This window comes from Streptococcus sp. 20925_1_69 (genome assembly GCF_041432365.1).
Classification (GTDB): domain Bacteria; phylum Bacillota; class Bacilli; order Lactobacillales; family Streptococcaceae; genus Streptococcus.
Genome location: NZ_JAPVZL010000006.1, coordinates 1 through 19,592, shown reverse-complemented (window position 1 = coordinate 19,592; position 19,592 = coordinate 1). Strand labels below are relative to the sequence as shown.

18 protein-coding genes and 1 pseudogene are annotated in these 19,592 nt (G+C 38.0%); 17 read left to right on the top strand and 2 right to left on the bottom strand.

Going from position 1 to position 19,592, the window contains the following annotated elements:
- Positions 1 to 63: 63 nt before the first annotated feature.
- The 16 genes and pseudogenes from O3601_RS05260 to O3601_RS05185 all read left to right on the top strand — a co-directional run bounded on the left by O3601_RS05260 (position 64) and on the right by O3601_RS05185 (position 16,702).
- Positions 64 to 1,095 (top strand): hypothetical protein, encoded by a 1,032-nt coding sequence (locus O3601_RS05260; RefSeq protein WP_000421223.1) that lies wholly within the window; start codon positions 64 to 66, stop codon positions 1,093 to 1,095.
- A complete protein-coding gene (locus O3601_RS05255) occupies positions 1,076 to 2,506 on the top strand; it encodes a hypothetical protein (RefSeq protein WP_371471555.1) in 1,431 nt (476 codons plus the stop codon). The genes O3601_RS05260 and O3601_RS05255 overlap by 20 nt, the downstream gene beginning before the upstream one ends.
- A gap of 350 nt (positions 2,507 to 2,856) precedes the next feature.
- A complete protein-coding gene (locus tag O3601_RS05250) occupies positions 2,857 to 3,651 on the top strand; it encodes a Fic family protein (protein WP_371471553.1) in 795 nt (264 codons plus the stop codon).
- A 240-nt stretch (positions 3,652 to 3,891) separates the two neighbouring features.
- Positions 3,892 to 6,570 carry a DEAD/DEAH box helicase family protein gene (locus tag O3601_RS05245; protein WP_371471551.1) on the top strand — a complete coding sequence of 893 codons (2,679 nt, stop codon included), beginning with the start codon at positions 3,892 to 3,894 and terminating at the stop codon, positions 6,568 to 6,570.
- Positions 6,571 to 6,595: 25 nt separating this feature from the next.
- Positions 6,596 to 6,769 carry a hypothetical protein gene (locus O3601_RS05240; protein ID WP_371471715.1) on the top strand — a complete coding sequence of 58 codons (174 nt, stop codon included), beginning with the start codon at positions 6,596 to 6,598 and terminating at the stop codon, positions 6,767 to 6,769.
- 458 nt (positions 6,770 to 7,227) lie between these two features.
- A complete protein-coding gene (gene rpoE / locus O3601_RS05235) occupies positions 7,228 to 7,815 on the top strand; it encodes a DNA-directed RNA polymerase subunit delta (RefSeq protein WP_031227756.1) in 588 nt (195 codons plus the stop codon).
- 236 nt (positions 7,816 to 8,051) lie between these two features.
- The gene (locus O3601_RS05230; RefSeq protein WP_153224263.1) at positions 8,052 to 9,659 is read left to right on the top strand and encodes a CTP synthase; all 1,608 of its coding nucleotides are present in this window, start codon (positions 8,052 to 8,054) and stop codon (positions 9,657 to 9,659) included.
- Between the two features lie 119 nt (positions 9,660 to 9,778).
- A pseudogene (locus O3601_RS05225) lies at positions 9,779 to 10,852 on the top strand (N-acetylmuramoyl-L-alanine amidase family protein).
- Positions 10,853 to 11,057: 205 nt separating this feature from the next.
- Positions 11,058 to 11,357: a DUF4651 domain-containing protein gene (locus O3601_RS05220; protein ID WP_371471549.1), complete on the top strand. Its 300-nt coding sequence runs from the start codon at positions 11,058 to 11,060 to the stop codon at positions 11,355 to 11,357.
- Complete coding sequence (locus tag O3601_RS05215) at positions 11,354 to 11,671, top strand: thioredoxin family protein (protein ID WP_000615777.1); 318 nt, start codon at positions 11,354 to 11,356, stop codon at positions 11,669 to 11,671. The genes O3601_RS05220 and O3601_RS05215 overlap by 4 nt, the downstream gene beginning before the upstream one ends.
- 15 nt (positions 11,672 to 11,686) lie before the next feature.
- Positions 11,687 to 12,313 carry a YtpR family tRNA-binding protein gene (gene ytpR, locus O3601_RS05210; RefSeq protein ID WP_371471546.1) on the top strand — a complete coding sequence of 209 codons (627 nt, stop codon included), beginning with the start codon at positions 11,687 to 11,689 and terminating at the stop codon, positions 12,311 to 12,313.
- A gap of 41 nt (positions 12,314 to 12,354) precedes the next feature.
- Positions 12,355 to 13,116 (top strand): SDR family NAD(P)-dependent oxidoreductase, encoded by a 762-nt coding sequence (locus tag O3601_RS05205; protein ID WP_371471545.1) that lies wholly within the window; start codon positions 12,355 to 12,357, stop codon positions 13,114 to 13,116.
- A 77-nt stretch (positions 13,117 to 13,193) separates the two neighbouring features.
- Complete coding sequence (locus tag O3601_RS05200) at positions 13,194 to 13,589, top strand: single-stranded DNA-binding protein (protein WP_000282439.1); 396 nt, start codon at positions 13,194 to 13,196, stop codon at positions 13,587 to 13,589.
- A 294-nt stretch (positions 13,590 to 13,883) separates the two neighbouring features.
- Positions 13,884 to 14,168, top strand: a complete 285-nt coding sequence (gene groES, locus O3601_RS05195) for a co-chaperone GroES (protein ID WP_371471543.1) — start codon at positions 13,884 to 13,886, stop codon at positions 14,166 to 14,168.
- Between the two features lie 15 nt (positions 14,169 to 14,183).
- Entirely contained in the window at positions 14,184 to 15,806 is a 1,623-nt protein-coding gene (gene groL, locus O3601_RS05190; RefSeq protein ID WP_371471541.1) for a chaperonin GroEL, read from the top strand.
- Between the two features lie 128 nt (positions 15,807 to 15,934).
- Positions 15,935 to 16,702 (top strand): epoxyqueuosine reductase QueH, encoded by a 768-nt coding sequence (locus O3601_RS05185; RefSeq protein WP_000567567.1) that lies wholly within the window; start codon positions 15,935 to 15,937, stop codon positions 16,700 to 16,702.
- A 69-nt stretch (positions 16,703 to 16,771) separates the two neighbouring features.
- Here the strand turns inward: O3601_RS05185 and O3601_RS05180 are convergent, their stop codons facing one another.
- Positions 16,772 to 17,305 (bottom strand): DUF402 domain-containing protein, encoded by a 534-nt coding sequence (locus tag O3601_RS05180; protein ID WP_000775316.1) that lies wholly within the window; start codon positions 17,303 to 17,305, stop codon positions 16,772 to 16,774.
- An 88-nt stretch (positions 17,306 to 17,393) separates the two neighbouring features.
- The gene (gene recX / locus O3601_RS05175) at positions 17,394 to 18,170 is read right to left on the bottom strand and encodes a recombination regulator RecX (RefSeq protein ID WP_371471539.1); all 777 of its coding nucleotides are present in this window, start codon (positions 18,168 to 18,170) and stop codon (positions 17,394 to 17,396) included.
- Between the two features lie 37 nt (positions 18,171 to 18,207).
- On the opposite strand from recX, the gene rlmD reads away from it, so the two are divergent.
- Complete coding sequence (gene rlmD, locus O3601_RS05170; RefSeq protein ID WP_371471537.1) at positions 18,208 to 19,572, top strand: 23S rRNA (uracil(1939)-C(5))-methyltransferase RlmD; 1,365 nt, start codon at positions 18,208 to 18,210, stop codon at positions 19,570 to 19,572.
- The last annotated feature ends 20 nt before the right edge of the window (positions 19,573 to 19,592 follow it).

Below are 19,592 nucleotides of genomic sequence, written 5' to 3'. Positions count from 1 at the left end.
CACGGTGATGAACCGTGTTTTTTGGTATAATGGTTATAGTAATTATAATTAGGAGTAAAATTAGTGGAATTAAAGGTAGCTACTATTTATACGATTGATAGAGAAAATAATACTACAACAAAGAATATACCAGATGATGGCATAAAATTTGATGAGTATCTTCATACAGTTCTTATTACAATAGCAAATAATAAAATTGTAAAGAATTATAAATCAAAAGCAGAAACAACACAAGTTATAAATTGTATAAAAAATATAATAGATAATCAAAGCGAACCAACTGTTTGTGAAGAATTTTTTGAATCGGTTTCTATGAGATTGTTGGAGAAAGAAATATCTGCACAGAGTAAAATAGAAAAAATGAAAAAATCTGTTCAAGTTGGGTCACTGATTCAAGCATTGTTTTATGATAGAGATAATCAAAGATATATGTTTTTACTTGCAAAAGTAGCTCATGTTGTTTTTGTAAATCAAGTAGGTTTATCAGATACACAAGGTTTTCCAAAAGATATTAAAGTTTATAAATCAGCAACTTTTTATATTGATGCAACTAGTAGCGAAGAGATTGGAGTTCAACTACATCAAGATACAATTACTAAGTATTGGTATGATGAATTTCTGGAGTTAATTGAATTGACTAATGATGAGGAAAATACAAAAAACGCTTTCAATGCTATTGATGGTTTTTTGAATAGAAAGATTAAGCAAGAATATCCAAAAGATCGAGCATTTTTAAGGAATTCTTTTATCCATTATTTCAGAACAAATGCTACTATGGATTATGATTCTATGATTGATGACATTTTTAATGATTATTCTTCTATTGATGAATCATTTCCAAGAGAACGATTTAAAAATGAATTACTTGAATTACCAGAAAAGAAAAAATTTGAGAGGAATTTTCAAGTAGTTGCCGATATTGTAAAGGCTAGAATACGTACAAATTATGAAGTATACCCGGGCATAAGATTAACAGTTTCAGAAAATAGAGAAGTTATTGAAACTTATACAGAACAAGGGAAAAAGTATTTAAAAATACAAGTTACCGATGAAACGACTTATTTAGAATTTACGCATGGAAATGACAATATATGATATTCTATTAGAAAAATTTAAAACTGATGATGATCGACTTTACTTTGAAGCCAAACAATCATTTTCTCTGGAAGCACTACCTGGAATTTCATTCTTTAAGACTCTTATAAAGGCAGTACCAGAACGAGATAAAATAATAATTAATTTAACTAATGATGCCGGGAGAGAGTTACGAATTGATAATTTAACACTGAATGATGTTTATATAGATTTTATATCTTACTCTGATCAAATCGACGTAACTATCTCTATAAATAAAAACATTTTAAATAATACTCTATCAATCTTTAATTACAATAAGTTTATTGATAATCTAAGCAAGCTTGATAACGTTGTTTTTCTGAATTTTTTGAGTTCGGTAATAACTAGCAAAGCAGAGTATATTTTTTTTGAAGTTTATGATAACGATATGCTTGGTAAAGCATATCGAACAGAAACTATATTTTTTAAATATTATAAAGATAAGTGTTTTGAATATTCGAAAACAAATAGATTAGAATTGTTTTCGAAAGTATTGTTTACTAATAATTTTTTTAATTTAAATGAGTTTCCCTTACTTCCAAACGATTTTCATATAGTCAGTAGTGAGTTCGATTCTAGAATAAAAGAACTATTTCAAAAATGGGAGATACTATTTTCATTTATTTATCTATCTTCTTTTTCATTTCTTCACAAAGAGAAATTAAATTTATCTAAAGATGCAACAAAGAACATAACAGATGTTATAAATATAAATCAATTTTCTTTTTTATACTCCAAGGAAATATATGATATTTTTAATTGGATTTACCATGATGATATTTATCTGGATAAACTTACAATAGCAAGGGAAGTAATAGAATCGTCAATATTTGATTTTAGTGATTTAAAATTAAGTGTAAGAGATATTTCAAGGGTTTATAATTTATATATAAAAAATAATGTGTCGGAATATCTAAGTGCTAAAAAGGATATAGGTGATTTTATAGTACATACACTGTATGAAATGGATCAGTATAGTAATGTTATAATTGGTAGTTTTAGCAATAACTTTGTTGCGTTAGTAGCATTTATTACGACTACTATGATAGCTAATATTGTATCTGATTCTCCTCTAGATAATATTTTTAGTAAAGATATTCTATGGTTGTTGCTGTTTGCGCTTTTTGGTTCATTAATTTATTGTTATTTATCTAATAAAAAATTTAATAAAGATATGACAGATTTCAATAAAGTTTTTGAGAGATTAAAAAATAATTATAAAGATATTTTGATAGGGGAAGATATAGGTAGTTTATTTTCTGAATCTGAATTTAAACAGCAAGTTGAAAATATATCAGAGATTAGACTGAATATAAATATTATTTGGATTGTATCTTCTATTTTATTAATTTTTCTTACCATTGTTGCATTATATAATAAATCTATTTAATCTATTTCTAGAAAGCAGGTAACTACATTACAAATTCTGTAAGTTTGAACCGACCTGATAAGTACAACATTGCAACTTTCTTCTCAGATAATGTGAGAATTGAGTTGGGATTTGAATAGACCTATGAGTTCAGAGTGGTGTATGCCAATGAATTTGATAAGTATTATTCATTTAATCAAACTATTCATCCAACGGACATTTCAGATAAGTGCATGAGATGTTGAGTATAACTCTTTTATTATTGTATAATTCATAGAACTTATTATGATGGCTTTTTATAATTTACGCCAATTCCATACCCATTTCACCATTTACCTATGACACAGAAAAACAATTGAAAGGATATTTCTATGCAACCAACTTACAACATTGACAATCCAAACTTGTCTTATGAAGCTAAGCGTGATTTATGGCGGATAGGTTTTGGTCTGCAGAAAGTTGACAATCTAGTGCCATCAGCTTATATGGAATCTTTGGCTGAGAAACAGGCTCGGGGTGAACTGACTTATGAGCAGGTTTATGAGGATGCAACGGCTTATCATCATACCATTGATGCGAGTACGGAGGAGGCAGACTTGGTTTCTCTTCGTATCGTTGAACTATTATCTCGAAGAGGCTTTAGCTTCAGTCCTGCAACCTTACTTGCTATTCATAAGGAGTTGTTTCAAGATATATTTGAAACCTCTATTCCGGTGGGGCAATTTCGTCAGACCAATATCACAAAGAATGAACCTGTTTTGAATGGTGAAAGTGTTGTGTATTCTGATTACTCCATGATTCAAATGACCTTGGATTATGATTTTAATCAGGAAAAACAAGTTGCATATGCGACACTAACCCAAGCGGATATGGTTAAAAAAATCCAGCATTTTATTTCAGGAATCTGGCAGATTCATCCATTTCGCGAAGGAAACACTCGGACGGTAACGGTCTTTTTGATTCAGTATCTTCGTGAGTTTGGTTTTGATATTGATAATACACCATTTCAGCAACATGCCAAGTATTTTCGTGATGCCTTGGTATTAGATAATGCAAAGATTTTACAGCGACGTCCTGAGTTTTTAACAGCTTTTTTTGAAAATCTCTTGCTCGGTGGTCAAAACGATCTGTCCTCAGAAAAGATGTATCTAGAACTCGATCTTTAAAAATCCTCATACTGAGTAAACATTGAATTTTAGGGGCAAAATAAGGTAAATATTCTCATAAGAAAACGTATATCATCAAAGTTTTAGGTCGCTTGATAATATGCGTTTTTTTAGTTTTATAGATTGCTCGTTTAAACTCTATTTATCTCGTACTTTCAGTGCTATTCGGATTTTATTTTCGTGTACAATTTCAGCTATTCTTGTTATAATCAGCCTATAGGAATCAAGGAGGTGACTGTTATGGCTGTTTTTGTGTCTTTGGATGGAATTGTGGTAGAAGTACTTGATGTCTTTTCTTCTTTTAATGGGGAAAGTGAGTTTTTCTTGTGTAAACGTCTTAAAGACAAGAGTCAGTTTGCTATGGAACGCTCTCAGTTCGAGGAGATGTTCCAACTTCAAAGTAGTCGCTTGACGACGCAAGAAAAATTACAATTGTTTACCTCTGTGTTTGCTGGCCGTTTTGATGTTTATGCTAAGAGTTTTATCAATGATCAAGGGAAAATTCAATATTTTCCATCCTATGATTATGGTTGGAAGCAGTTGCCGCCTGAAAAACGGAGTTTCCAGACATTGACGGATTCTGTTTTGAAATCTCATTTTCGTGGGGAGACAGCTATCGGTATCTTTCCTATGCACTTAGATGATAGCTGTTATTTTTTGGTACTGGATTTGGATGAAGGAGATTGGAAAGAAGCTGGTTTAACCATTCGAAGAATAGCCAGGGAACGCCAGATGGAAGCCCATCTAGAGATTTCTCGTTCGGGTCACGGACTCCATATTTGGTTCTTCTTTGAGGAAGCGATTCCGAGTCGAGAGGCTCGCTTGTTTGGAAAGAAACTGTTAGAACTGGCAATGCAGGAAAGTATGCAACTGTCCTTTGATTCTTTTGATCGCATGTTTCCAAATCAGGATGTTCTTCCTAAAGGTGGATTTGGTAATTTGATTGCCCTTCCTTTTCAAGGAGAAGCTTATCATCAAGGGCGAACGGTCTTTGTGGATGAACAGTTTCAGCCTTATGAAGACCAATGGAGGTATCTACAAGAGATTCAGAGGGTTTCAACTGCTAAAGTAGCACTCTTAATCCAAGAGGAGTTAGGCAAGCAAGAATTGGATAAGGAGTTGCAGATCGTCTTATCCAATATGATCCAACTTGAAAAATCGTCTGTGACACCAAAGACACTGTTTTTCTTGAAAAATATGGCTTCATTTTCTAATCCCGAATTTTATTTAAAGCAGGCTATGCGACAACCAACCTATCAAATTCCTGAGCGAATGTATTTATTTGGAGAATCTGATCATTATTTATGGCTGCCAAGAGGCTTGCTGTATCCATTGCAAGATAAATTTAAGCAGATATCTGTGGAAGATAGGAGAAGGGTACAAAGGTCTATTAGAGTGGAATTTAAGGGAGAACTCACTTTGGAGCAAGAGTTAGCCCTGTCAGATATGACTTCTAAAGAAAATGGTTTACTTCATGCGGAGACTGGTTTTGGAAAGACCGTTTTAGGTGCTGCTCTTATCTCTGAACGTAAGACAAAAACAATTATTCTAGTCCATAATAAGCAACTCTTAGACCAATGGCTGGATCGTTTAAACCATTTTTTGACTTTCGAAGAGAAAGAAGCTACCCGCTATACGCCATCAGGTCGTGAAAAGGTAATCGGCTATGTTGGGCAGTACGGTGGGACTAAGAAATGGCTGAGTAAACTGGTTGATGTTGTTATGATTCAATCTCTATTTAAGTTGGAAAATAGTCAAAGTCTTTTGGATGAGTATGAGATGATGATTGTGGATGAGTGTCATCATGTCTCTGCCTTGATGTTTGAAAAAGTTGTTGCACAGTTTAGAGGGAAGTATCTTTACGGTTTGACGGCTACGCCTGAGCGTAAGAATGGTCATGAGCCTATCGTTTTTCAGAGAATGGGTGAGATACTTCATACTGCTGGTAAGAGGGAGACATCTTTTAAACGGCAATTGCAATTAAGATTTACTTCTTTTGGTCATTTGGAGATAAAAAAGACCAAAGCAAGTAATTTTATACAGCTTAGTGATTGGATTGCTACTGACTCAGTGAGGAATCAGATGATTCTCAAGGATATTCTAGACCAAGTGGCAGAAGGGCGGAATATCTTGGTTCTAGTCAATCGAATTCAACAGATAGATGTCTTTGAAAAATTATTGAAAGAGAAGGAGGTTGATGACTGTTATATTATTAGTGGAAAAACCAAAGTCCGAGAGAGAACAAGTTTACTAGAGAAGCTAGAACAGCTAGATAAAGGATTTGTTTTGTTGTCTACTGGAAAATACATTGGCGAAGGTTTTGACTTACCTCAGCTAGACACGCTTATTTTGGCAGCACCCTTTTCTTGGAAAAATAATTTGATTCAGTACGCCGGTCGGATCCATAGAAACTACAAGGATAAGTCTTCGGTACGTATTTTCGATTATGTGGATATTCATGTTCCTTATTTAGAAAAGATGTTTCAGAAACGACAAGTAGCTTATCGAAAGATGGATTATCGTGCCATTGAGGGTGAGGAGAAACAATTCGTTTATGTTGATAGTAGATATGAGAATGTGTTGAGGGAGGACTTAGCAGGGGAAAGACAGGAATGTATGCTTATTTTGCCTTATGTGCACCAGACAAAACTGATGAATTTTCTAAAAGAATTTAGGATTAGTCAAATTGAGATATGTATACCAGAGACTGTTGCAAACAAATCCTGGCTATACCAGTTGAAGAGCAAGAGGATTAAAGTGTCTTTTACTCAATCAAAAATAGTCACGCCTATTCTATTGGTGAACAAGACCATTGTTTGGTATGGTGCAATGCCATTATTAGGGAAGGTAGATGAAATGACCATACTACGTTTGGAATCAGCTAGTATAGCTTCTGAAATAGTGGCAGGTTTACGATAGAGAAAATTTTTAAAAATTTCTATGTATGATTTTCATTTTGCAGGAACGAGAAGTATTGACAGGCCCACGACTCAATGAACTGGAAATCAACGGTATTCGTTTGACTAAGTTTAAAAATGGCGAAATCGGGATTGAATTTATCTGGATTGATATTGAAAATCCACCTAGTGACACCATCGGCTGGGTAGCAAAGAAATAAAAAGTCGGTAAATTCCCAAACTAAGTTCCACCGCTAATCCAAGTGGAAGTTAGTCTGATAAAAATTGTAAAAACCAGTGGAAATCCGTGGGTAAATTCCCAAACTAACTTCCACCGCTAATCCAAGTGGAAGTTAGTCTGATAAAAATCGTAAAAACCAGTGGAAATCCGTGTCAGGGTAAATTCCACTGGTTTTAAACATGCTTGATTTTATTGCTTTTGTAACCAAAATGAATCGAAAAAAAGAGCGCACAAAATCCCCTCATCTGAAAGCGTTTCAGATTAAGTTCCGCTATGGTGGAAGTTACTTTGAGAAGTTACCAAATAAAAAGTCCTGTCACTTTCTCCCCCTTAACCTTTGACTATTCTGCAAAATTATCGTAAAATAAAGAGTAAATGATAAAATGAGGTCAGAGTCTGTTTACTCTGGCGATAGTAGTATAAATGAGGAGAAACGCTTTGGAATTAGAAGTATTTGCTGGGCAAGAAAAAAGTGAACTATCTATGATTGAGGTAGCGCGTGCTATCTTGGAACTTCGTGGTCGCGATCATGAGATGCATTTTAGCGATCTTGTAAACGAAATTCAAAACTACCTTGGAACATCAAACAGCGATATCCGCGAAGCCTTGCCTTTGTTCTACACAGAATTGAACTTTGACGGTAGCTTCATCTCACTTGGAGACAACAAATGGGGGCTTCGTTCATGGTATGGTGTGGACGAAATCGACGAAGAAATCATCGCTCTTGAAGAAAATGACGACGATGAAGTAGCACCAAAAGCTAAGAAGAAACGTGTCAATGCCTTCATGGATGGCGATTCAGATGCAATTGACTATAATGCAGATGATCCAGAAGACGAAGATGCATACGAAGCAGATCCAGCTCTTTCATACGATGACGAAAATCCAGATGATGAGAAAAATGAAGTGGAAGCTTACGATGCAGAAATCAACGAAATCGCCCCAGATGACTTGGGTGAAGACGTGGATCTCAACGAAGAAGACGATGAGTTTTCAGACGATGATTCTGAAAACATCGAGGAATAAAAGTTAGCTATTGACAATTGTCCTATTTTTAGGTATCATATTGTTCGGGCACCTCTTTTAGAGGTCGGGGCTCCCTAGTTCTTAGGGAGCTATTTTTGTTTTTTCAAGAAGTTATCTTCTTGTATTTTAGTTGTGAATCTGGCGCAGTCGTCCCAGATTATTCTTATTAGTAGGGTCTTGTTTTCTATGTCCCCTCGTAGTTGACAAGACCTTGAGCATTTTAGAAAGAGGAATCTATGTCTACGAAATATATTTTTGTAACTGGTGGTGTGGTATCGTCTATTGGGAAAGGGATTGTCGCAGCGAGTCTGGGCCGTCTCTTGAAAAATCGTGGTCTCAAAGTAACGATTCAAAAATTTGACCCTTATATCAATATCGATCCGGGAACTATGAGCCCTTACCAGCACGGAGAAGTCTTTGTGACAGATGATGGAGCTGAGACTGATTTGGACTTGGGTCACTATGAACGTTTCATCGATATCAATCTCAACAAATATTCCAACGTGACAACTGGTAAAATTTACAGTGAAGTTCTTCGTAAAGAACGCCGTGGAGAATACCTTGGGGCAACTGTTCAGGTTATTCCTCATATCACAGATGCTTTGAAAGAAAAAATCAAGCGTGCCGCTCTAACGACTGATTCTGATGTCATTATCACAGAGGTTGGTGGAACAGTAGGAGATATCGAGTCCTTGCCATTCCTAGAGGCTCTTCGTCAGATGAAGGCAGATGTGGGTGCGGATAATGTCATGTATATCCATACAACCTTGCTTCCTTACCTCAAGGCTGCTGGTGAAATGAAGACCAAACCAACTCAACACTCTGTCAAAGAATTGCGTGGCTTGGGAATTCAACCAAATATGTTGGTTATTCGTACAGAAGAACCAGCAGGTCAAGGAATTAAAAACAAACTAGCCCAGTTCTGTGATGTGGCACCAGAAGCCGTTATCGAATCATTGGATGTTGAACACCTTTACCAAATTCCATTGAATTTGCAGGCACAAGGTATGGACCAAATTGTCTGTGACCATTTGAAACTAGATGCACCAGTAGCAGATATGACAGAATGGTCAGCTATGGTGGATAAGGTCATGAATCTCAAGAAACAAGTTAAGATTTCCCTTGTTGGTAAGTATGTGGAGTTGCAAGATGCCTACATCTCAGTGGTCGAAGCCTTGAAACACTCTGGTTATGCTAACGACGCAGAAGTTAAAATCAATTGGATCAATGCCAATGATGTGACAGCAGAGAATGTAGCAGAGCTCTTGTCTGATGCGGACGGAATCATCGTGCCAGGCGGTTTTGGTCAACGTGGTACGGAAGGGAAAATTCAAGCTATCCGCTATGCGCGTGAAAATGATGTTCCAATGTTAGGTGTCTGCTTGGGAATGCAGTTGACATGTATCGAGTTTGCTCGTAACGTTTTAGGCCTTGAAGGTGCTAATTCTGCAGAACTTGCACCAGAAACAAAATACCCTATCATTGATATCATGCGTGATCAGATTGATGTTGAGGATATGGGTGGAACCCTTCGTTTGGGACTTTATCCATCTAAGTTGAAACGTGGCTCTAAGGCTGCGGCTGCTTATCACAATCAAGAAGTGGTGCAACGCCGTCACCGTCACCGCTACGAATTTAACAATGCCTTCCGTGAGCAGTTTGAGGCAGCAGGCTTTGTCTTCTCAGGAGTTTCTCCAGATAATCGTTTGGTCGAAGTCGTGGAAATTCCTGAAAATAAATTCTTTGTAGCGTGTCAGTATCACCCTGAACTGTCAAGCCGTCCAAATCGCCCAGAAGAACTCTACACTGCTTTTGTGACTGCAGCAGTTGAGAACAGCAATTAGCAAAATCAGAACCTTTGAGAATAATCTCAGAGGTTTTTTGCTTGCATATTTAGGATATGAATTGCAAAATAAAAACATAGTGATATAATTAATATAAAAAATCCTAAGGAGGATCTACGATGAAAAAAATCACATTATTTGGTTTGTCTCTAGCTGGTCTAGCTTTACTGGCTTTTCCACATTCAGGGTAGGCATTTGAGCTTAAAGAAGAATGGGTTGTTAAGTGTGGAGTACAGTATCAAGATGGCAAGATTTTTCGGTTTAACAATGATCATGAAGTGGATATCAAAGTCTTGGATTTACCAAAAACCGAGAAAATCGAGTGGACGGTTAGTCTCGATGGTCAAGATCAGACAGTCAATTTTCTAGGTCAAGAAAAGGACAAGTCTATGATTGGTATAGAAGGGCGTTACCTGAATTTCTATGTTCCATATGGCTATAGAGGAGATATCAAGGTCGAGGCTAAGAGCGGAAACGAAGTGAAGACCTGGTCAACGAAAGTTGTGGATGATATTCATAATGATAGTGGAAAGAGAGGTTACTATCGTATTGATGAATCAAATAATCAATACACCTACCTTGATACAAAATGGGACTATCAAACCAAGACTTACACTGCTACCTTACCAGAGACTGTCAATGGTCAAAAAGTATATGCTTGGGCAGACTATGACAATAGTTAGTTGAAACTTGAAAAACTAAAATCTATCAGTCGTAAATATGATGGAGGATCTTTCAAAGAACTTTATCCGATTGTAAAAGCAGAAAGTTGGCTAAAATCAAACCAAAACTGGTACTATCAAAAACAAGGTCAATTAGTGCAGAATGATTGGGTTTATGACAAGGGAACTTGGTACTTTATGAATGATAAAGGAGTCATGTTCAATCAAACTTGGCTCTATCAAGGTAGCAACTGGTATGCCTTTAAATCATCAGGAGCCATGATTGCTAGTGATTGGCTTTATGACCAAGGCAAGTGGTACTATTTATCAACTTCAGGCTCCATGAGAGCAAGCACTTGGGTTTATGACAAGGGAGAATGGTATTATGTAAGTTCTTCTGGTGACATGCTAGCGAATGATTGGGTCAAAGATGATGGCAAGTGGTATTATCTGGCTTCATCAGGTAAGATGCTTCGCAATACCTACACCCCTGATGGTTACTACGTTGGCAACTCAGGTGCCTGGCAATAAGAATAATACTCTTCGAAAATCTCTTCAAACCACGTCAGCTTCATCCACAATCTCAAAACAGTGTTTTGAGCAATCTGCGGCTAGCTTCCTAGTTTGCTCTTTGATTTTCATTGAGTATAAGAAGTCCTTTTTCCTTAAAGGAAGAGGCTTTTTACTTGCTTTTTTGCTGTTTTCTCATTTGTCCTAAAGCCTTTTTTGTGTTAAAATGAATGATATGAAAGCTAAAAAAATGTGGATGGCAGGTCTGGCTCTGCTTGGTATTGGGAGCCTTGCCCTTGCTACGAAAAAAGTTGCAGATGACCATAAGCTCATGAAGACTCAGGAAGAGTTGACAGAGATTGTGCGAGACCATTTTTCAGACATGGGGGAAATTGCGACCCTCTATGTTCAAGTCTATGAAAGCAGTCTAGAGAGCTTGGTTGGTGGCGTCATTTTTGAGGATGGCCGTCATTATACCTTTGTCTATGAAAATGAAGATCTAGTCTATGAGGAGGAAGTCTTATGATACAGCCAGCAAGTTTAGAAGAATTGGCATCTTTAGTTGAAAAGGATGGCAAGAAAGTCTTTCTTTTTGTGGCGGATTGGTGTGGCGATTGCCGTTATATTTATCCTGCCTTGCCAGAAATTGAGGAGACCAATCCAGAGTTCACCTTTATTCGAGTGGACCGAGATCAGTATATGGATCTAGCTAAACTCTGGGATGTTTACGGAATTCCTAGCCTTGTTGTTCTAGAAAAGGACAAGGAAATCGGTCGTTTTGTTAATCGCGACCGTAAAAGCAAGCAACAAATTAACGACTTTTTAGCAGGACTGAAATAGGAGAAAATAGAAACAATGATTTTTACATATAACAAAGAACATGTCGGTGATGTCCTTATGGTCATCGTGAAAAATAGCGGAGATGCCAAACTGGATGTGGAGCGCAAAGGCAAGGTAGCTCGTGTTTTCCTCAAAGATAATGGGGAAACAGTGGCATGGAATATTTTCGAAGTTTCAAGTTTGTTTGAAATTGCAGAGCGCGGTCAAGTCTTTTTGACAGATGAGCAAGTCGCTCGTTTGAACCAAGAATTGCAGGCGGAAGGTTTTACAGAAGAAATTATCAATGATAAGGAGCCTAAGTTTGTTGTTGGTGAAATTGTCGAGATGGTAGCTCATCCAGATAGTGACCACCTCAACATCTGCCAAGTTGCAGTTGCAAGTGACAAGACAGTGCAAATTGTTGCAGGGGCACCAAATGCGCGTGTCGGGTTGAAAACCATTGTAGCTCTTCCAGGAGCAATGATGCCCAAAGGGAATCTCATTTTCCCAGGTGAACTTCGTGGCGAAAAGAGTTTTGGAATGATGTGCAGCCCTCGTGAACTTGCTTTGTCAAATGCTCCGCAAAAACGTGGTATTATTGAATTATCAGAAGACCAAGTTGTTGGTACACCATTCGACCCGGCTAAGCACTGGACTGCTTAGGAAGTTATCAGTATCTGGACCACTAGATAGAAGGAAATAAGATGGCAAAAAATGTAGTGATTACAGGAGCGACATCAGGTATTGGTGAAGCAATTGCGCGTGCTTATCTGGAGCAGGGTGAGAATGTCGTCCTAACAGGACGACGGACAGATAGACTAGAAGCTCTTAAGTCGGAGTTTGCAGAAACTTTTCCTAGTCAAACAGTTTGGACCTTTTCATTAGATGTGACGGATATGGCCATGGTCAAGACGGTCTGCTCCGATATTCTAGAAAGAGTAGGTCAGATTGATATTCTGGTCAACAATGCTGGACTGGCTCTAGGTTTAGCACCCTATCAGGATTATGAAGAGCTGGATATGTTGACCATGCTGGATACCAATGTCAAAGGTTTGATGGCAGTTACTCGCTGTTTTTTGCCAGCAATGGTAAAAGCCAATCAAGGTCACATTATCAATATGGGGTCAACCGCAGGAATCTATGCCTATGCGGGTGCAGCTGTTTACTCAGCAACCAAGGCGGCAGTCAAGACCTTTTCAGATGGACTGCGAATTGATACCATCGCAACGGATATCAAGGTGACGACCATTCAGCCAGGGATTGTCGAAACAGATTTTTCGACGGTACGTTTTCATGGTGATAAAGAGAGAGCTGCGTCCGTTTACCAAGGAATAGAAGCTTTGCAAGCTCAGGATATTGCAGACACAGTAGTCTATGTGACCAGTCAACCTCGTCGTGTGCAGATTACAGATATGACCATTATGGCAAATCAACAAGCGACAGGTTTCATGGTTCATAAAAAATAAAAAATTTTCTCGAAAAGTTACAAATTTCTGTAACTTTTTTTGATTTCCTACGAATAGATAAGTAGGAGGAAGAAAATATGTATAATAAAGTTATCTTAATCGGACGCTTGACGTCTACACCAGAATTGCACAAAACCAACAATGACAAGTCAGTGGCGCGCGCAACTATCGCTGTAAATCGTCGTTACAAAGACCAAAATGGGGAACGAGAAGCTGACTTTGTCAATATGGTCCTATGGGGCAGATTAGCAGAAAGCTTGGCAAGTTACGCAACCAAAGGAAGTCTCATTTCTGTGGATGGAGAACTTCGTACCCGTCGTTTTGAGAAAAATGGTCAAATGAATTATGTGACTGAAGTCCTTGTGACAGGATTCCAACTCTTGGAAAGTCGTGCCCAACGTGCTATGCGTGAAAATAATGCAGGTCAAGACCTAGCAGATTTGGTTTTGGAAGAGGAAGAATTGCCATTTTAATACTCTTCGAAAATCTCTTCAAACCATGTCAGCTTGACCTTGCCGTAGGTATAGGTAACTGACTTCGTCAGTCTTATCTACAACCTCAAAACTGTTTTTTAGCAGTCTGCGGTTAGTTTCCCAATTTGCACTAGTATAAGCATTGAAAAGTCTGAGTTGGTCTCAGGCTTTTTATCTTGAGAAAGTCAGACTTTTTTCTTGACTATTTCTGACCAAGTGATACAATAGAACTATGAATTAGCACTCAAGTATAAAGAGTGCTAATAATATCTATCTCATTATGGAGGAAATCAGATGTTGAAACCATTAGGGGACCGTGTGGTCTTAAAAATCGAAGATAAAGAACAAACTGTTGGAGGCTTTGTCCTTGCAGGTTCAGCCCAAGAAAAAACTAAAACAGCTCAAGTTGTGGCTACTGGACAAGGTGTTCGTACCTTGAACGGTGACTTAGTTGCTCCAAGTGTTAAAGCTGGAGACCGTGTCTTAGTTGAAGCCCACGCAGGTCTTGATGTCAAAGATGGCGATGAAAAGTACATCATCGTAGGTGAAGCTAACATCTTGGCTATCATTGAAGAATAGAAGGAGAAAGTAAGTATGTCAAAAGAAATTAAATTTTCATCAGATGCCCGTTCAGCTATGGTTCGTGGTGTCGATATCCTTGCAGACACTGTTAAAGTAACCTTGGGACCAAAAGGTCGTAATGTCGTTCTTGAAAAGTCATTCGGTTCACCATTGATTACCAATGACGGTGTGACCATTGCCAAAGAAATCGAGTTAGAAGACCATTTTGAAAATATGGGTGCCAAATTGGTATCAGAAGTAGCTTCAAAAACCAATGATATTGCAGGTGATGGGACTACAACTGCAACTGTTTTGACCCAAGCAATCGTCCGTGAAGGAATCAAAAACGTCACAGCAGGTGCCAATCCAATCGGAATTCGTCGTGGGATTGAAACAGCAGTTGCAGCAGCAGTAGAAGCTTTGAAAAGCAACGCCATCCCTGTTGCCAATAAAGAAGCTATCGCTCAGGTTGCCGCCGTCTCTTCTCGTTCCGAAAAAGTAGGCGAATACATCTCTGAAGCCATGGAAAAGGTTGGCAAAGACGGAGTCATCACTATCGAAGAGTCACGTGGTATGGAAACAGAGCTTGAAGTCGTAGAAGGAATGCAGTTTGACCGTGGTTATCTTTCACAGTATATGGTAACAGATAGCGAAAAAATGGTAGCTGATCTTGAAAATCCATACATTTTGATTACTGATAAGAAGATTTCAAATATCCAAGAAATCTTGCCACTACTAGAAAGTATTCTCCAAAGCAATCGTCCACTCTTGATTATTGCGGATGATGTGGATGGTGAGGCTCTTCCTACTCTTGTTTTGAACAAGATTCGTGGAACCTTTAACGTAGTAGCAGTCAAGGCACCTGGTTTTGGTGACCGTCGCAAAGCCATGCTTGAAGACATTGCCATCTTGACAGGCGGAACAGTTATCACAGAAGACCTTGGTCTTGAGTTGAAAGATGCGACAATTGAAGCTCTTGGTCAAGCAGCGAGAGTAACTGTGGACAAAGATAGCACGGTTATCGTAGAAGGTGCGGGAAATCCTGAAGCGATTTCACACCGTGTTGCGGTTATCAAGTCTCAAATCGAAACTACAACTTCTGAATTTGACCGTGAAAAATTGCAAGAACGCTTGGCCAAATTGTCAGGTGGTGTCGCAGTTATTAAGGTCGGAGCCGCAACTGAAACTGAGTTGAAAGAAATGAAACTTCGCATCGAAGATGCTCTCAACGCTACTCGTGCAGCTGTTGAAGAAGGAATCGTTGCAGGTGGTGGAACAGCCCTTGTAAATGTTATCCCAGCCGTGGCTGATTTGGAATTGACAGGAGATGAAGCGACAGGGCGCAATATTGTTCTCCGTGCCTTGGAAGAACCTGTTCGTCAAATCGCCCACAATGCAGGATTTGAAGGATCTATCGTTATCGATCGTTTGAAAAATGCTGAAGTTGGTACAGGATTCAACGCAGCAACTGGTGAGTGGGTCAATATGATTGATCAAGGGATTATCGATCCAGTTAAGGTTAGTCGTTCAGCCCTACAAAATGCAGCATCTGTAGCCAGCTTGATTTTGACTACAGAAGCAGTCGTAGCCAATAAACCAGAACCAGTAGCCTCAGCTCCAGCAATGGATCCAAGCATGATGGGCGGCATGATGTAAGCTTTCTATAGGAAACACAAAAGAAAAGGAGGGAATGCCTATTCCTCCTTTTTATGATGTTCATTTCTAAATTGATTTGAGCTCTCCTAACTTATATGATAAAATAAGACTAGAAAAAGGAGAAGAACATGATCGATGTAGAAGAGATTCTGAGCAAGATGAACCCCAATCAGAAGATTAATTATGACCGTGTCATGCAGAAGATGGTCCAAGTATGGGAGAAAAATGAGCAACGGCCAACCATTCTCATGCATGTTTGCTGTGCCCCTTGCAGTACCTATACACTAGAATATTTGACCAAGTATGCAGATGTGACTATCTATTTTGCTAATTCCAATATCCATCCCAAGGCAGAATACCATAAGCGGGCTTACGTCACCAAGAAATTTGTCAGTGATTTCAATGAGAGGACAGGAAATACGGTCCAGTATCTAGAAGCTCCCTACGAACCAAATGAATATCGTAAGTTAGTCAGAGGACTGGAAGAAGAGCCTGAAGGTGGCGACCGTTGCAAGGTTTGCTTTGACTACCGCCTGGATAAGACAGCTCAAGTGGCTATGGATTTAGGTTTTGACTACTTCGGTTCGGCTTTAACCATCAGTCCTCATAAGAATTCTCAAACCATTAACAGCATCGGAATCGATGTGCAAAAAATTTATACAACCCACTATCTTCCAAGTGATTTCAAGAAAAATCAAGGCTACAAACGTTCGGTAGAGATGTGTGAAGAGTATGACATTTACCGTCAATGTTATTGTGGATGCGTCTATGCAGCCCAAGCCCAGAATATTGACCTGGTTCAAGTTAAGAAGGACGCCACAGCATTCTTGCTGGATAAGGATGTTGAAAAAGACTATTCCCATATCAAATTTACTGTTACGAAATTAGATATATAAAGACAACTCAGCTGAAAAGTTGGGTTTTTCAAATAAAAAAACCAGGGCTTTCACCCTAGTTTGACAACTTTACCGATTCTTTAGTTCTACATAGCGCTTGTACCAAATGTTTACATAGGCTTCTGAGAAAGGACCACGTCCATTGTTAATCCAATCAACAAGAATTTTGACATGTTCTTTTAAAATATAGTCCAAATCATCAGAATAATTCATTTTGCGTTTGTGACGCTCATACTCCTCAACGTCCAAGAGACGTTTTTCCCCATCTGTAAAAATTTTAACATCCAAATCGTAATCAATATACTTCAGTGCTTCTTCATCCAGATAGTAGGGGCTAGCCATATTGCAATAGTAGGAAATTCCATTATCACGAATCATGGCAATGATATTAAACCAATATTTCTTGTGAAAGTAAACAATAGCCGGTTCTCGAGTGACCCAACGACGACCATCACTTTCGGTAACCAGTGTATGATCGTTGACACCAATAATGGCGTTTTCTGTTGTTTTTAGTACCATGGTGTCCCGCCAAGTTCGGTGGAGACTCCCATCATGCTTATAACTTTGAATTGTAATAAAGTCGCCTTCTTTTGGAAGCTTCATAACTAACCAACTTTCTACAATTTATAAGTTTATCGTTTACTATTGTACCATAAAATTACCTAAAATCTGTGAATTTTACATGAAAATATTAAAGATATTCTCTGAGAGCGCTTGCTATATCCGAAAAATCGTAGCCCTTTCGTGCTAAAACTTGGGTTAAACGCTGTTTAAGTTCGTATCCTTCATATTTTCGGGCATACTTAGAATATTGCTTATCAAGTTCCTTGAAGATGAGTTCCTGAGTCGTTTCTTGGTCAACTTGACTATCCAACTGGTCAAAGGCACTTTTAGCATCAGAATAGGAAAACCCCTTGTTGGTCAAATTTTGGATAATCTTATCTTGCAAAGCACGAGCTGGAAGTTTTCCTTCATATTTCTTCAATAGTTTATTGGCTACACGTTGAGCAACTTCCGAAGAATCAAATTCTTTCAGTATCTCTTCTATAGTGGATTTTGAAATCCCCTTTTGTGCTAATTTCTGAGTCAGTACATAAGGCCCCTTGTATCCTGAAAGTTGATTGGCATTGATGATAGCATAAGCGTACTGATTATCATTAATCCACTTATCCTCTTTAAGATTAGCAATGACCTTAGAAGCTATGTTTTCATTGAAATCGTATTTTTTCAGATATTCTCTTACTTCTTTTTCAGTGCGTGCTTTAAAGGATAGGTGGTAGAGGGCTAGATTCTTACCATAAGAAAATTGAGCAAAGTCCTGAATCTCTTTCAATTCCTCTTCGCTTATCACCTTATCTCTCGATAACATAAAACGAACAATTGTATCTTCGGTGATGTAGCATTTGTCGCCATTATCAAGCTCCATCAGATAGAGTCTTTTTTTCTTTTCAAGTTTTGTGATTTTCATAGTTCTATTATAACTCAAAATGTGATAAGATAGGGGTATGAATCTGAAAGTGAAACAAAAAATACCATTAAAAATCAAGCGCATGGGAATTAATGGTGAGGGAATTGGCTTTTATCAAAAAACATTAGTCTTTGTGCCTGGTGCTCTCAAAGGAGAAGATATCTATTGTCAGATTACTTCTATTAAACGTAATTTTGTTGAAGCAAAATTACTAAAGGTTAATAAGAAGTCTAAATTTCGAGTTGTGCCAGCTTGTACTATTTACAATGAATGCGGAGGCTGCCAAATCATGCATCTGCATTATGATAAGCAGCTAGAGTTCAAGACGGACTTGCTTCATCAAGCGCTGAAAAAATTTGCCCCTGCAGGATATGAAAATTATGAAATCCGCCCGACGATTGGTATGCAGGAACCAAAGTACTATCGTGCCAAGTTACAATTTCAGACTCGAAAATTTAAAAATCAGGTCAAGGCTGGCTTATATGCACAAAACTCTCATTACTTAGTAGAGTTGAAAGACTGCCTGGTACAAGACAAGGAAACTCAAGTGATTGCTAATCGTCTAGCAGAATTACTTACTTATCACCAGATTCCAATCACGGATGAGAGAAAAACTCTAGGTGTTAGAACTATAATGGTTCGACGAGCTAGAAAGACTGGACAGGTTCAGATTATTATTGTTACAAATCGCCAGCTAAATTTAACTCAATTGGTAAAAGACTTGGTTAAAGGTTTTCCAGAAGTTGTGACAGTAGCTGTGAATACAAATACAGCTAAAACCAGTGAGATTTATGGTGAAAAGACAGAGATTATCTGGGGAGAAGATAGTATTCAAGAAGGGGTTCTTGATTATGAATTTTCACTATCCCCTCGCGCTTTCTACCAACTAAATCCTGAACAAACAGAAGTCCTCTATAGCGAAGCAGTAAAAGCACTGGATGTTGATAAAGAAGACCATTTGATTGACGCTTATTGTGGAGTTGGAACGATTGGATTTGCCTTTGCAAAGAAAGTAAAAACACTCAGAGGTATGGATATTATTCCAGAAGCTATTGAAGATGCCAAGCGAAATGCTAAAAGAATGGGATTTGACAATACTCATTATGAAGCTGGAACGGCAGAAGAGATTATTCCTCGTTGGTACAAGGAAGGCTACCTAGCAGATGCTCTGATTGTGGACCCACCACGTACAGGTCTGGATGATAAGTTATTAGATACTATTCTTACTTATATACCAGAAAAAATGGTTTATATTTCTTGTAATGTTTCGACCTTGGCTCGTGATTTGGTACGCTTAGTAGAAGTCTATGACCTTCATTATATCCAGTCGGTCGATATGTTCCCACATACAGCTCGAACGGAAGCTGTTGTAAAATTAATTAAAAAAGTTTTAAAAAAGTAGTTGACAAAAAATAAAAAGGC